Below are 14,933 nucleotides of genomic sequence, written 5' to 3' on the forward strand. Positions count from 1 at the left end.
CTGCCAGTAGTTGAGCGTTTTATCAGGTATGCTAAGATTCACACGGAATCGGATCGGGAGACGGGTTTAGTTCCAAGTACTCCGGGACAATTGCAGTTTGCCTATCTTCTTTGCGAGGAGATGCAGAAAATAGGGATGCAGGATGTTGCCGTGGATGATTACGGGTATGTCATGGGGTTTGTACCTGCTAATGCTGATAGAGAGTGTCCTTCGATAGGGTTTATCGCTCATATGGATACCAGTCCGGACATGACGGGTAAACACGTGAAACCTCAGATTATCGAGAATTACAGGGGAAATGACGTGTTGTTGAACAAGGAAAAGGGATTCACGCTGTCACCGGATGATTTTCCGGAACTGATGAATTATGTCGGTACGGATTTGATCGTTACGGATGGTAACACGCTTTTAGGAGCAGATGACAAAGCGGGGATCGCCGAAATTCTGACAGCAATGGAGTATTTGGTTCAACATCCGGAAATCAAGCATGGACGTATTGCAGTTTGTTTCACGCCGGATGAAGAAATCGGGGAAGGTGTTGATCATTTTGATCTGAAAAAATTCGGGGCTAAATTTGCCTATACTTTGGATGGGGGAGAGATCGGAGAGTTAGAGTGTGAGAATTTTAATGCTGCTTTAGCTCGTTTGACGTTTAAAGGGCGTAATTTTCATCCGGGATATGCCAAGAATAAAATGGTCAATTCAATCAAGGTGGCTAATGAATTTATGGCTAGTCTCCCTAAAAAAGATGCTCCGGAATATACCTCCGGTTACGAAGGGTTCTTTCATATCTATTCCATTAAAGGGACGGTAGAAGAAACCTTGTTGGAAATATTGATTCGCGATTTTGATAAGGAGCGTTTTGAATGGAGAAAGGACGTCATTGAAAATGGAGTTCGGGAATATTCAAAGAAGTATGATTTACCGGTACTTCTGGAAATGAAGGATCAGTATGCGAATATGAAAGAACGTTTGGAACCGGTAAGATATATCGTAGAAATAGCCAAACAGGCCATGGCAGAATTGGGCATTAAACCTTTGATTGTTCCTATTCGCGGTGGTACTAACGGGTCAAGATTGTCATTTATGGGATTGCCCACACCGAATTTGTCCAATGGGGCGCATAACGGGCATGGACGTTACGAGTATATCCCCGTGTCTTCCATGGAGAAGATCGTGAACGTGATTGTGAAGATCTCCGAGTTATGTGCTAAAATATAAGTGAAGAAACACTTCTTCTGAAGCAGGTTAGAAAATAACCTGCTTTTTTTATAACAAATCTTTGTTGTTTTACGTTTACCAGTCAAAAGATATTAAAATTTAAACCTAAATAATTTAATGAGAGTATGATGAAAAGATTCTTTGTTATTGCCCTATTTGTATTGGGTTTAGGACAATTGTATGCGCAACCGGTAAGAGATACTGCATGGACAAAAGCCGGTTACTTCGGGTTAAAATTAACGCAAGTAAGTTTGAGTAGTTGGTCTGCCGGAGGTGAGTCTGCTTTGGCATTTGATAGCCAGATAACATATAGTGCCGATTTTAAACGAGATCGTCAGTTGTGGCAAAATCGTTTGGAACTGGGATACGGTTTGACGAAAAATGATGGCAAGAGTGCCCGGAAAACAAACGATAAGATATACTTCGCCTCGACTTACGGGTATCAGATTTACAAGACACTTTACTGGAGTGCTTTATTGAACTTCAACACACAGTTTGCGAAAGGATACGATTACAACATCGAGGATTCTGACTTTATCTCAAAGTTTATGGCTCCGGGATACTTGATGATTGGTACCGGTGTTACTTGGAGTCCGAATAAGATATTCACTGCCACTTTCACTCCGGCCTCTTGGAGGGGAACTATTGTTGCCGACAGTCGTTTGGCAGATGAAGGGGCTTTCGGTGTGGATAAAGGAAAACATCTATTATCCGAGTTTGGTGCAAACTTGAAAGCAGAGGTGAATTACGAGTTTTTGCCTAACATGAAGGTTTATTCTCGTTTGGAATTATATTCCAATTATCTGGAAGATCCTCAGAACGTGGATGTTCGCTGGGAGGTACAATTAAATATGGCGATTAATAAATGGTTTTCAACGACTTTGTCAACAAACTTGTTATATGACAATGATGTAAAGATCGCCCAAAAAGACGGTACTGCGGGTCCGAGAGTACAGTTTAAAGAAGTGTTGGGAGTGGGACTTCAGATAAATTTCTAAGAGCTGATTTTGATATAAAAAAAGGGTTCAGAATTTCTGAACCCTTTTTTTATATGTTGATAAATAAGGTTATTTTGTCACTCTTTCAAGCCATTTCACCATACCAAGCATAACACCCATAGATACAAGGCATACGATCAAGAATACTGACCAGCATTGCCAGATCGGCCATGAGTTGTACATGAGAGGACCAATCCAAAGTAGAAGGTTACCAAGAGCGGTAGCAGCAAGCCACAAACCTTGACACAAGCCAAGCATACTTTTTGGAGCAACTTTTGATACAAATGATAATCCTAGAGGTGAGATAAATAACTCAGCAACTGTTAAGAAGAAGTAAGTAACGATAAGAACCCACCAATGAGCTTTTGCTGCCATTTGTTCTGCAATAGGAAGACCTCTGAACGCGTCTGCGGAAGGATAACCTTTCATGATTGAGAAAACAGCAAGGAACAAGAATGCCAAACCTGCAATGAACATACCGATGGCAATCTTTCTTGGGGTTGAAATCTCTTTACCGCGTCTTGCAAGGAATCCGAAAATTGCCATAATCATTGGAGTAAGGACAATAACAAAGAACGGGTTGATAGCTTGCCATACTTCAGGAGCAACTGCAGAAGAATCTACGAAGTCGCGGGCAAAGAATGAAAGGGACATACCGTTCTGGTGGAATGAGAACCAGAAGAAGATAACGATGCCTAAAACAGCAAATAATGCATACATTCTTTGTTTAATCTCTTTAGCCATAGCAGCTTTTTCCTCTGCCGTGTAGGTTACACTCTGTGTTACGGCTTTCTTTGCCGGATTCGGGAATGTTTTTTGCGAAACAAAGAAAATTACAAGAGAAATAAGCATGGCTGCAACAGAAGCAATGAATGAGTAGTGAATACCTTCATTAAAAATTTGCAGATATTGGAGACAAGAGGCTGTCATATCGGTGATAGCTCCTCCGGCAGCAGTCATAAGTTGCTGTAAGTTAGCAAGAGCTTCGGGAGCCATGTTTGCAGCATTATTAATGTACTCGTGGCAAAGGGCAGGAAGCTGTGCGTTATAAGATAATCCGTTTACTCCCAACCACCATTGGCGTAAAACCGGAGCGATGAACGGAGCAATTAGACCACCCACGTTGATGAATACGTAGAAAATCTGGAAACCTGAATCTCTCTTGTCTTTTGCAATTTTGAGAGCTTCTGGCCCTTGTTTTGCAGCCTCGGCTTCAAAATTATCATACATTTGACCTACAATTGCCTGCAAGTTACCTTTGAATAAACCGTTACCGAATGCAATCAAGAACAAAGCAACACAAGTAAGAGTTAATAACCAAGTTGTATTTTGCGATGTCGCGAGGATTGGAACAGATAGGATAATGTACCCTATTGCCATAACTACAAGACCCGTCTTAATGGTTCCTTTGTAGTTTTGCGTGCGGTCAGCAATAAGACCTCCGACAAGGCTTAAAATGTATATGCCGGCGTAAAAAAAGGAATAAATGGTACCACTGGCGGCTTCGCTCAAACCAAATTTAGAACATAGGAACAACACTAGCACGGCATTCATGATGTAATAGCCGAAACGTTCTCCCATATTACTTAGAGCCGCGGTGAGCAACCCTTTAGGATGATTTTTGAACATAACTTTTGTTTTTAATTTGTATTGGTAAATAATTAAATTTTTTCGTTCACGCTAATAGTCTGCAAATATAAATTATTTTTTTATCTTTAGTCATTGAAAACGTTTGAAACCTATCGTCATGTTGAAGAATAATAAAATTTTCAAGACATCGGATTTACAAAAATTGGATAAATATACGATTGAGAATGAGCCGGTAACATCATTAGATTTGATGGAGAGGGCGGCTACTGTTTTTACAGAAAAATTATTGATTTTTTTTCCCAATAGTCATATTTTTAACATTCTGGCCGGTTCCGGAAATAACGGGGGAGACGGGTATGTTGTGGCAAGATTGTTACATCAAAAAGGATTGAATGTCAAGGCTTTCGGTTTGCATGAAAACGATTGTCTCTCTCCGGATTGTGCCGTGAACAGGAAACGTTTCATTGATATGGGAGGATGTTATATTGAGGTGAAAAATCCGGATAATTTGCAGCCGGACGAAAATAGTGTGCTGGTGGATGCCATTTTCGGGGCCGGATTAAATCGTCCGGTAACGGGATTTTTGGGAGATATAATTCACCGGATAAATTGTTTGTCCCATCCGGTTGTAGCAATAGATATGCCATCCGGTTTGATGGGAGAGGATAACGGGGAAAATAACGGGGCGATCATAAAGGCCGATTACACGTTCACTTTTCAATTTCCTAAATTAGCCTTTATGTTCCCGGAAAATGTAGTTTACGTGGGACATTGGGAAGTGCTGGATATTCGTTTACACCCGATTATCTTGCGGGAGTATCCTGCTGCTTATTATTATCTGACAGAAGAAGTGGTTGCATCCCGGTTATTGATCCCGGGAAAGTTCTCTCACAAGGGGACTTTGGGTAATACCTTATTAATAGTAGGCTCTTATTCCATGATGGGGGCAGCCATGTTAGCAGCCAAAGGGGCTATTCGGTCCGGAACGGGACTGCTTTCCGTGCATGTTCCCCGTAAGTTGAAAGAAATGATTCATCTCTCCGTGCCGGAGGCTCTGGTTGAAGTGGATCGGAATGAATTTTGTTTTTCCGGTGTAGACAATCTTTCCCGTATCCAAGCGGTTGGGATTGGTTCGGGGATCGGGACTTCACCTGTCACGGCAGAAGGAATTCGTCAGCTATTATCCGTATGGCGAGGAAAGATCGTGTTGGATGCAGACGCCTTGAATTTGTTGGCAGCGGATTCCGGATTACTGGAACTGCTTCCGAAAGGAGCCGTGCTGACACCTCACCCGAAAGAATTTGAAAGATTAGCAGGAAAAAGTGTAAATGATTTTGATAGATTAAATAAATTAAGCACCTTTGCAAGTCTACACCAAGTGTATGTCGTGCTGAAAGGTGCGCATACAATAATAGCTACCCCGGAGGGTGAATGTTACTTTAACATGACAGGTAACCCGGGAATGGCTAAAGGGGGAGCAGGAGACGTGTTGACGGGTATTATTGCGGCTTTACTGGCAAGTGGACATTCGTCATTGGATGCGGCGATAATCGGGGTATATGCCCACGGTTGGGCTGGTGATTTGGTTGCGGAAGAGCAGGGAATGAGAGGTACACGTGCCGGGGACATTGCCGATAAACTGGGTTGGGTGTGGAAAAAGATGGAAACATATAATATGGCTAAACAGCGATAGAAAGATGAAAAAGTTATTTTTTATAATCGGGTTAGTGGGATTAATATCCCTGTCTGTTTCGGGACAGAAAAAGAGAGAATTGACCACGCAGGTGTCAGTTGATTATACTTTACCAAAGATCAGTTACGACGTGGTTGTTACGATGGAATGTAGTCGTTTGATTCCGGGGCCTTTCCGACAATATGCCGAACAACAGTTAGGTGTTTCTCCGGAAATCACGAGTGAAGGCGAAGAATGGATGATTAAAAACATCAAATTTATTCCGCGGGCCTTGCCTGATCCGAAAGCTTCTTATACTGTGAATGCTGTCGGAGAATATAACTCTATTTTATTGAATGTAACTCCTGAAGGCTTTTTAGCCGGTGTGGGAAGTGGCATCACGAACCAAACTCGTGACGAAGAGATTGTTTACGAGGAAAAGGAGAAAAGCGTGGGAACAGGTATTAATTACGTGTATTTCGGTATTCGTTCCACCCAAAAGGAAGTTCTTGATTCCAATTTCACGGAGATGGAAGTTGAAGGTGAGATGCGCCGGGTATGGGACCCGATAGAACGGCACGTGTTAAAAGAAAATAAAGATTACGTGGATGAGATCACGTCAGAGATATTCAATATTCGTAAAAAGAGATTGGAATTACTGGCCGGAGGTTCGGCCACGTCAGAAGCTTTAAAAGCTCTGGATGAACTTGAGGCAAATTACATGAGTTTGTTCATGGGAAAAAGGGAAACCCGTGAAGTGGTTAAAACCATCTCTTTTGTTCCGGAAAAAGCCGATGAATCGATTGTTTTGTTCCGTTTTTCTGCGAACGACGGGATCACGGCAAGAAATAACGTGTCTGCTATCCCTTATATTGTTGAATTGAAAAATATCTATGTTCCGAAAAAAGATGCCCAACAGGCAGGGAATTCCCGTCCGGTTCCGTCTCTCTCTTATCGAGAACCGGCTGTTGCCGATTTGTGTTTGCTGAAAGGAAAAGAGACCGTGATGACTGTTCGGTGTGTTATACCACAACTCGGATTCATCAAGCAATTCCCTTTGGATGTCATCAATAACGAAGGTATTTCTATTGATTTCTACCCGCAATATGGTTCTATAAAAGGTATAATGAAAAAATAGTTTGATACACTTTTAGATCATGGCGGCGATTAACGAAAAGGGGTTATTGGGGAAATTTTTGGTGTGGCGGGTCCGTTATATCAAAGAGAAGCAATTTATTGTCATGCTGAGTATTCTGGTTGGTATTGTTACCGGCTTGGCGGGAGTTGTGCTGAAAAATATGGTACATTTTACTCATATGTTTTTCACGGAACGGATGCAGGTGGACAGTGGTAACTTGCTTTTCTTTATATACCCTTTTATCGGAATATTGCTGACGACATTATTTGTGAAATTTTTCGTGAAAGAGGGAATCAGTCATGGTGTGACAAAGGTATTGTATGCTATTTCCCGTCGCAATAGTATGATCAAGCCGCACAACAACTATACCTCGATGATTGCCAGTACCCTGACCATCGGTTTTGGTGGATCGGTCGGGACGGAGGCTACCATCGTGTTGACCGGGGCGTCAATTGGTTCGAATCTGGCACGCTTGTTTCGGATGAACTACAAGGTGATGACCTTGATGATCGGTTGTGGTGCGGCAGGTGCCATTGCCGGGATCTTTAAAGCTCCGATTGCCGGGATTGTATTCACGATGGAGGTGTTGATGCTTGATTTGACGATGGCCTCGTTGGTACCGTTGATGTTCACGGCTATTACCTCGTACGTGGTTACATTCTTCCTCATGGGGGATGGTTTCGTGTTTTCCTACCAGATCACGGATAAATTCGTGATGGCCAATTTCCCTTACTACGTTATACTGGGAATCTTTGCCGGGGTGTTGTCCGTGTATTTCGTTCGGATGAATCTCCGGGTAGAACAATTCTTAGGGCGTATCAAGCATACATGGAAAAGAATAGCCATCGGTGGAGCCTTGCTAGGTGTCATTATTTTCGTGTTTCCTCCTCTATACGGTGAAGGATACACGGCTTTGGATGACATGATGGCCGGACATTCCGATAAATTATTGAATAATACCTATTTCTTCGGTTTTCGGGATAGTGCCTGGATGATGATTCTTTTCGTGGTCGGGTTGATATTCGTAAAAGTGATTGCCACGGCCTTAACCAATGGTAGTGGGGGTGTTGGTGGTGTTTTTGCTCCGAGTTTGTTCACGGGTGGTGTTGCCGGGTATTTGTTGGCGATGTTGATTAATATGAGCGGAATCCGTATCGTGGAACCCAGTCATTTCGTCTTGGCGGGAATGGCGGGAACGATGTCCGGGGTCATGAAGGCCCCGTTAACAGCCATGTTCTTGATTGCCGAGATTTCGGGAGGTTATGCCTTATTTCTACCTTTGATGCTGACCTCGGTTATTTCTTACCTGACCAGTCAAGGGATGGAACCTTATTCTATTTATGCCCGTCGTTTAGCCATGCAGGGAGACCTGTTGACTCATAATAAGGATAAAGCCGTGTTGACTTTGATGAAATTGAACAAGGTGGTGGAAACGGATTTCAAGACGATCGAGGTGGACGCGACATTAGGTGATCTGGTAAAGGTGGTTTCCAAATCGAGCCGGAATTTATTCCCTGTTTTGAATTCCAACCAGCAATTGCTGGGGATTGTTTTGCTGGATGACATTCGTAAAGTGATGTTTAATCAAGAATTGTATTCGAAAACTTACGTGCGGGATTTCATGACAACGCCTTCCGTGGTGATTGACATCAACGACTCGATGGAGGTTGTTATGAAGAAATTCGAGGATTCAAAAGCGTGGAATCTACCCGTCCTTCAAGATCATAAATATATTGGTTTTGTTTCTAAAGCGAAGATATTCAACACGTATCGAAAAGTGTTGATTCATTTCTCCGATGATGAATAGTTTTTAGTGTAACAATTTAAATCGTTTTGCGTTATTTATGGCGACACATTAGATTTAATGTGTCTAAATAACTTCTTATTAGGAAAAAGAAGTTGTATTATTAGAAATAAACTATATATTCGCGGCAAAAATAAGAAATTACATTAAAAACGATATAACTATGTATTGGACACTAGAACTTGCCTCAAAATTGGAAGATGCGCCTTGGCCAGCATCAAAAGATGAGTTGATAGACTACGCCATTCGTTCCGGGGCACCTATGGAAGTGATCGAAAATCTTCAGGATATCGAGGATGATGAGGAAATATTTGAAAGTATTGAAGATATTTGGCCAGACTATCCGAGTAAAGATGACTTTTTCTTTAACGAGGACGAGTATTGATTTATTCAGGTAAATGAAAAAGATTACGAACCACTCCGTAAGGGGTGGTTCGTTGTTTTATATAACAAGAAGGAGTTTTCCCTATTGTTTGTGAGTGGACTTTCTTTTTTCATTATATATAGGGATTGTCATTTTTATTAATAAATTTGATATTTGCATCCGAAAATTGTTAATATCAAGAGAAAAATTTGGAGGTTTTAGACAGATATTGTCTTGATGATGGGTGTGATATTTTAATAAAAGGTTATGATGAAGTCCATGAAAATATTAGTGAAACAAGTGTCAAATGGTGATAGAAAGGCGTATGCGACTTTGTTTCATGAATTTTACACACCTTTATTATTTTATTCCATAAAATTCACGAAGAACCGGGAGGCCTCAGAAGATATTATTCAGGATTTTTTTTGTCGTTTGTGGGAGGATCGTAAGAGGTTGATAAATGACAAGTCCTTTCATGCTTATATTTATAGTTCTGTGCGGAATCGTTCGTTAAATTATTTAAGAGATTCCCGTTCTGTTTCTATCGAAGGTTTTGAAAAACAATCTGATGAGGATTTCTTGCGGGAGATGATGGAAGAAGAGGTGTATAGAGAGTTGTATGCTGCTATTCAGAAACTGCCTGAACGTTGTCGCCAAATTTTTTTATTGAAACTGGACGGGGAAGAAAATCAAAAAATTGCTGATAAGCTTCAGATATCAGAGGAAACCGTCAGGAGTCAGTTGAGAAGAGGTAAAGAGTTACTACAAAATAATGTTATCAGTTTTTATGTTTTGGGGGTAATATGTTATTGGTGTGATTTGTGAGTTCATTTTTTTTTATTGAAGGTTCATAAAAAGATAAATGTCCGGACTATTTTGTCAAAGTTTACAAGTCGTGTTTATCATGTCATCAAATTATTATTATATACTTATTATCATGTTAATATTTGCTATGTAAGTATAATATATTGTTATAATAATAGGAGCGGAGTAGGACGGGAATGGGAGCGGAATGGGAGCGGGTAACATGATGATAAGAATTTGATCATAATTTTATAACATTTTATTACACTTGATGTGGTGTAATTATAGAATTTGTGGGAATAATGTGTTATTGTATAGATTTAGGATCTATTTCGTTGTAGATCAGGATTTTAATGGTTGTAGTGAATAATGAAGATTATTTTTTCAGAAAAAATAGGGAAATGATTTGCACGTTTTCTCGTTTCGTGTGTATGTATGAAAAATATAAGATGGTATGAATGTGGATAACGAGAAGATTAGGAGTATAATTGTTAAGTCTGTTTTGGGGACTTTGACAGAAGGGGAAAACCTTGTCTTGCAAGAATGGTTGCGGGGAAATGACCAGAATCGAGTTCTTTATCAGAAATTGTCTTCTGCTATTGAGTTGAAACATAAATACGAGCAATACAAGAGCGTGGATGTTGAGGAAGCTTTTAGACGAAATCAACACCGTTTGTATCAGAATGATTTGAATCGAAGAATGAAAAAGAATCTGCCATATGTTGCTGCCGTGTTGTTTTTGTTCGGGGTATTTGTTTGTTTATTGGTGAATCATACGGGGGAAGTTCGGGAAGAGATACCGGTTGTTTTGTCGGCCGGGGGGAAACATGCGGAATTGATTTTGGCAAATGGCCAAAAAGTAGATCTGCATGAGGGGATGGAAATGAAATTGCGGGAAAGAAGTTCCAATATCCAAGTAAAGGGGAATGTGGTTTATTACGAAGAGAAAAAAGATAGTGTGACAATCGACGAATATAACATGATTCGAACCCCGTTAGGAGGAGAATATTCTTTGACGTTATCAGATGGTACGAAGGTTTGGCTGAATGCAATGTCTGAATTACGTTATCCGGTGGCTTTCGGTGGCGATTTGCGAGAAGTCGAGTTGAAAGGGGAAGCTTATTTCGAAGTGGCGGAAAATAAAAATAAACCGTTTATCGTGAGAACGGATGAGTTTAACGTACGTGTACTAGGAACTTCTTTTAATATTTCGGCTTATGCGGATTCTCCGTTAGCGCTAACCACGCTTTGCAGCGGGCAAGTGCGGTTGACTGACTGTATGAATCCGGAAAACGAGCAGGATCTTTTACCGGGTGAACAGTTATTGTTTCACCGGGAGAGCCGAAAAATGGAAATTCGGAACGTGGATACCGATGTGTTCGTTTCTTGGCGTGAGGGCTTTTTCCAGTTTGATAATCACACGGTGGAGGAAGTTTTTATGATATTACAAAGATGGTATAATGTACAGGTTTTTTATGCTAATACCGAGGCTAGGCAGGAAGTTTTTACTGGTAAATTACCTCGGTTTGATAATATGATGATTATCATTGATTTAATAAAACGGGTTTCCGATTTGAAAATTACAGTGGATGGAAAAGTAATTTATATAGATAAATAAGAGAGAAAGGCAGAATAGCTTACCACAACCCTCTGCCAATCTCATGTAATGTTTAACAAAGTAAACTCTACAAAGTTATGAAAAAAAAGACAAGGTGTAGGGAATTAGTCATTCCTTTGAGAGGAAATCGGACATTTCTTGCCATGAAGTATTTACTGATTTTTCTTTTTGCGTTTCATTTGAATGGATTTTCCGGGATAAAAGCTCAACAAGTCGCTGAGTATAGGGTGGAAAATGCCAATTTGAAAACGTGCATTAAGAAGGTGGAACAGTTGACAGGAAAAGGTTTCCTTTACAATGGAAATGATTTGGAACGAGTGGGTAATGTTTCCCTGCATTTGAAAAATGTCAGTTTAGGTGATTTATTAACAAGTATATTGCAAGGTAGCGGGTATACTTACGAGTTGGTGAATGATGTTATCGCCATCGTTCGGGTGAAGGGAGAAAGTCGTCAAACCGTTGAACAGGAATTACTAAAGGGTATCGTGCAGGATACCCGCGGGAATGTTTTACCGGGAGTGACCGTGTTGATCAAGGGAACGACTTCGGGTGTCGTGACGGATACGGCAGGACGTTTCACCTTGCCTGTTATGAACCGGAAGAGTGTTGTCCTTGTATTTTCTTTTGTCGGAATGAAGTCCCAGGAGGTTGCTGTTAATGATGTCCGTAAAGAAGTACGTGTTGTGATGGAAGAGAAAGTGGACGAATTGGAGGAGGTTGTTATCACGGGTTACGGGACGACGACCAAGCGACGTGCGGCGGGGTCCGTGGCCGTGTTGGGAAGAGAGGATCTGGAAAATCGGATTCCGACATCCGTGGATAATTTATTACAAGGTCTGGTTGCCGGGGTGGCCGTGACGGCAAGTTCGGGACGTCCCGGCTCGTCAGCTAAAATTAGGATTCGGGGAACAAATACGATTACCGGTAACGCGGAACCCTTGTGGGTAATTGACGGGGTTCCCGTGCAGGATGAGTTACCTGAAATTTCGTTGGATCAAGTGAAGTCGGAAAACTTTAACGAGATTTTCGTGAATGGAATAGCGGGTATTAACCCGAATGATATTGAGAATATCACGTTCTTGAAAGATGCTGCCGCTGCCGCTATTTACGGTTCACGGGCTGCGGGAGGTGTCATTGTCGTAACGACGAAACAGGGGACTCCGGGAAAAATGAGAATGAATTATTCGGCTCATTTCGGACTCGGCTTGAAACCTCAACGGGATGCCGGATTGATGAACGCCTCGGAAAAGTTGGCGTGGGAACAGGAGTTATGGGATGAGTTTGCGGCAGATCGATACGTGTCTGATGCGGCTCACTACCCGGTAGTCGGTATTGTCGGGATGTTACGTTCCAACAAACTCGGACGTAACGGGACGTTATGGACCGATGAGGATTTCGAACCGATGACGGCGAGCGAGCAAGATGCGTATATCCGTGATTTGGCATCTCATTCCACGGATTGGTTTGACGTTATATTCAGAAATTCTTTTGATATGACGCATAATTTTTCTTTTTCCGGGGGTGGAAATATGCTTGCTTATTATGCCTCGGTAGGGTACGCTCATCAAGATGGTTTGTTGAAAGAGGATAGTTATGACCGGTACACGGTGAATTTGAAAATTAATGCATCTCCATCGACACGGGTAAAGATGGGAATGGGCTTACGGGTATCGAATCTTGTATCTGATGGGCCCAGTATGAATGTTGATCCGTTTAAATACGCTTATTTTGCTAATCCGTACGAGCGTCCATATAACGAAGATGGTAGTTTTCGGCCTGATATGACTTATTTTAATCTGACTTCTATTAATGAAGGTACGAAAACGCCGGAAAATCAACCCACGGCCGGGTTTAATATATTGCGGGAGATGGAGGAAACTTCCAGTGAAGGAAAGAAATTCTCTGTATCCGGACAATTTAGCCTGGATGTTGAAATTCTTAAAACATTGACTTTTTCCGGGTTGGCTTCTTATGGTTACACGAATAACCGGGAGGAAAGTATTTTGGGACGTGAGTCGTATGCCGCTTTCGAGGATCGGTTGAGTTTTGACAAGAATAATAATACCCAGAATCTATACGGTTCTATATCCCAGTCTACTACGGACGGGGAACAATATAACGTACGCGGACATTTTTCATACACGAATACGTTTGAGGATCATTATCTTAACGTGTTAGCCGGGGCCGAGTTACGCGGTTCTAAAAGTAAACGTGTTGCGGTGAAACGTTACGGGTATGATGAGAAAACGGGATTGGCGAGTATGCCTGAACCACCGGAAGATGATAATACTTATGGATCGAGCTGGTACACGAGTTTGATCGATGGATTGTCCGGAATGTCCCGGTCGGAGAATAAGTATGCTTCTTTTTACGCATCCACAGAATATGCCTACCTGGGACGTTATATACTGAATGCCTCTTTCCGTACGGATGGTTCGAATAATTTCGGTAGTAAGGAACAGTTTAACCCGACATGGTCATTAGGATTTGCTTGGCACGTGGATGATGAGAATTTTATGCAATCTTTACATCCGGTGTTAAGCCGGTTGACTCTTCGGGTGGCAACCGGATTTACCGGAAATGTCGTGCAGGGAACTTTGAAGGAACTTGTGATCAAGTATAACACCAGTAGATATTGGAATAATCTGATCATGGGATCAATTAATAAGGCCCCGAATCCCCATTTGCGTTGGGAGAAGACAAGGGATATGAAGGTGGCTTTGGATTTTGGTTTGTTTGATGACCGTGTTACCGGGTTAGTTGAGGGGTACTGGCGGAAGAGTACGGATGTAATTTCACGTGTACGGGTCGTTTCTTCAACTGGGTATAATGCTCAGAGTTATAACGCATCGGATATAGAGAATAAAGGGGTGGAAGCGACTTTAGGCGTGAAGGTTATCGATCGTCGGGATTATAAGTTGAGTTTCTCTGGAAATATAGCTTGGAACAGAAACGTGTTGTCAAAATTTTCTTCTCCATCGGGAACCGTCAGTGAAGGGAAATATGTCGGTTACCCGTTGGAATCTATTTTTGGTGGAAAAGAACTGGGGATTGATCCCTATGACGGGATTTATATGTATAAATTGCGTCCGGACGCCGTGGTGAATGAGGCTTCTGATTTAAAATCTCTTGTAAATTACCGTTATTATTTGGGAACATCCATAGCCCCGATCACGGGCGGGTTTACTCTACGTTTCAGTTATAAGAATTTGTCATGCAGTGTTGGAGGTTCCTATTCTTTCGGGGCAAAGATTAACAACCAGATTTCTTCTCCCGTGAGCTACGAGAGTGTTTCCGGTTCATATGATGCGCAGGAGAAACCACAGACGGCTTATAGTGATCTGTATCGAAATCACTTGAACGTGAGAAAGGAGATGACGGATCGCTGGACAAAGAATAATATTGATGCCAAGTATCCCAGAATTATTGATCCTTTCGGGAATAAATTATACCTGGATCAATATAACCCGACATCATCAAGTGTTACACTTGGTAGTTTCTTGGAAGATGTTTCTTATTTGAGAATCCGGGATATTTCATTGAGTTATAACTTACCGAAACGCTGGTTAACCCACGTGGGGGTATCGTCGTTGGGCTTTTCGTTCATGATGAGTAATTTCTTCACGTTCACGAATTATTCGGGTATTGACCCGGAGACTCCCGGAACGACTTATCCGATCACGCGTTCGATAGCATTGGGAATTAATATCGGTTTTTAAAAATA

10 protein-coding genes are annotated in these 14,933 nt (G+C 41.6%); 9 read left to right on the plus strand and 1 reads right to left on the minus strand.

All coding sequences use genetic code 11. The features are described from left to right. Positions 1-1,221: a peptidase T gene (gene pepT, locus F1644_RS21580; RefSeq protein ID WP_204247532.1), complete on the plus strand. Its 1,221-nt coding sequence runs from the start codon at positions 1-3 to the stop codon at positions 1,219-1,221. 128 nt (positions 1,222-1,349) lie between these two features. Further along, entirely contained in the window at positions 1,350-2,219 is an 870-nt protein-coding gene (locus F1644_RS21585) for a DUF3078 domain-containing protein (protein WP_168044418.1), read from the plus strand. A gap of 69 nt (positions 2,220-2,288) precedes the next feature. Here the strand turns inward: F1644_RS21585 and F1644_RS21590 are convergent, their stop codons facing one another. Next, on the minus strand, positions 2,289-3,848 hold the full coding sequence (locus tag F1644_RS21590; protein ID WP_087419943.1) for a peptide MFS transporter: 1,560 nt from the start codon (positions 3,846-3,848) through the stop codon (positions 2,289-2,291). 118 nt (positions 3,849-3,966) lie between these two features. Between F1644_RS21590 and F1644_RS21595 the strand changes: the two genes are divergently transcribed. The 7 genes from F1644_RS21595 to F1644_RS21625 all read left to right on the plus strand — a co-directional run bounded on the left by F1644_RS21595 (position 3,967) and on the right by F1644_RS21625 (position 14,928). Further along, positions 3,967-5,502, plus strand: coding sequence for an NAD(P)H-hydrate dehydratase (locus F1644_RS21595; RefSeq protein ID WP_229782443.1), 1,536 nt, complete (start codon positions 3,967-3,969; stop codon positions 5,500-5,502). A gap of 4 nt (positions 5,503-5,506) precedes the next feature. Then, the gene (locus tag F1644_RS21600) at positions 5,507-6,619 is read left to right on the plus strand and encodes a DUF4831 family protein (protein ID WP_118304994.1); all 1,113 of its coding nucleotides are present in this window, start codon (positions 5,507-5,509) and stop codon (positions 6,617-6,619) included. Positions 6,620-6,638: 19 nt separating this feature from the next. Continuing rightward, entirely contained in the window at positions 6,639-8,426 is a 1,788-nt protein-coding gene (locus tag F1644_RS21605) for a chloride channel protein (protein WP_087419945.1), read from the plus strand. Between the two features lie 160 nt (positions 8,427-8,586). Beyond that, positions 8,587-8,808: a DUF2795 domain-containing protein gene (locus tag F1644_RS21610; protein WP_009135471.1), complete on the plus strand. Its 222-nt coding sequence runs from the start codon at positions 8,587-8,589 to the stop codon at positions 8,806-8,808. A gap of 246 nt (positions 8,809-9,054) precedes the next feature. Continuing rightward, complete coding sequence (locus F1644_RS21615) at positions 9,055-9,612, plus strand: RNA polymerase sigma factor (RefSeq protein WP_087419946.1); 558 nt, start codon at positions 9,055-9,057, stop codon at positions 9,610-9,612. A 433-nt stretch (positions 9,613-10,045) separates the two neighbouring features. Next, on the plus strand, positions 10,046-11,209 hold the full coding sequence (locus tag F1644_RS21620) for a FecR family protein (protein ID WP_118304993.1): 1,164 nt from the start codon (positions 10,046-10,048) through the stop codon (positions 11,207-11,209). 77 nt (positions 11,210-11,286) lie between these two features. Next, positions 11,287-14,928, plus strand: a complete 3,642-nt coding sequence (locus F1644_RS21625) for a SusC/RagA family TonB-linked outer membrane protein (RefSeq protein WP_229782442.1) — start codon at positions 11,287-11,289, stop codon at positions 14,926-14,928. Positions 14,929-14,933: the final 5 nt, after the last annotated feature.

It is taken from the genome of Butyricimonas paravirosa (genome assembly GCF_032878955.1).
Classification (GTDB): Bacteria; Bacteroidota; Bacteroidia; order Bacteroidales; family Marinifilaceae; genus Butyricimonas; species Butyricimonas paravirosa.

Bases quoted from the DNA above. Each gene is read 5' to 3' on its own strand.
- F1644_RS21625 (WP_229782442.1), top strand. From the start codon at position 11,287: ATGAAAAAAAAGACAAGGTGTAGGGAATTAGTCATTCCTTTGAGAGGA.
- F1644_RS21585 (WP_168044418.1), top strand. From the start codon at position 1,350: ATGAAAAGATTCTTTGTTATTGCCCTATTTGTATTGGGTTTAGGACAA.
- F1644_RS21605 (WP_087419945.1), top strand. From the start codon at position 6,639: ATGGCGGCGATTAACGAAAAGGGGTTATTGGGGAAATTTTTGGTGTGG.
- F1644_RS21610 (WP_009135471.1), top strand. From the start codon at position 8,587: ATGTATTGGACACTAGAACTTGCCTCAAAATTGGAAGATGCGCCTTGG.
- F1644_RS21615 (WP_087419946.1), top strand. From the start codon at position 9,055: ATGATGAAGTCCATGAAAATATTAGTGAAACAAGTGTCAAATGGTGAT.
- F1644_RS21600 (WP_118304994.1), top strand. From the start codon at position 5,507: ATGAAAAAGTTATTTTTTATAATCGGGTTAGTGGGATTAATATCCCTG.
- F1644_RS21620 (WP_118304993.1), top strand. From the start codon at position 10,046: ATGAATGTGGATAACGAGAAGATTAGGAGTATAATTGTTAAGTCTGTT.
- F1644_RS21595 (WP_229782443.1), top strand. From the start codon at position 3,967: ATGTTGAAGAATAATAAAATTTTCAAGACATCGGATTTACAAAAATTG.
- F1644_RS21590 (WP_087419943.1), bottom strand. From the start codon at position 3,848: ATGTTCAAAAATCATCCTAAAGGGTTGCTCACCGCGGCTCTAAGTAAT.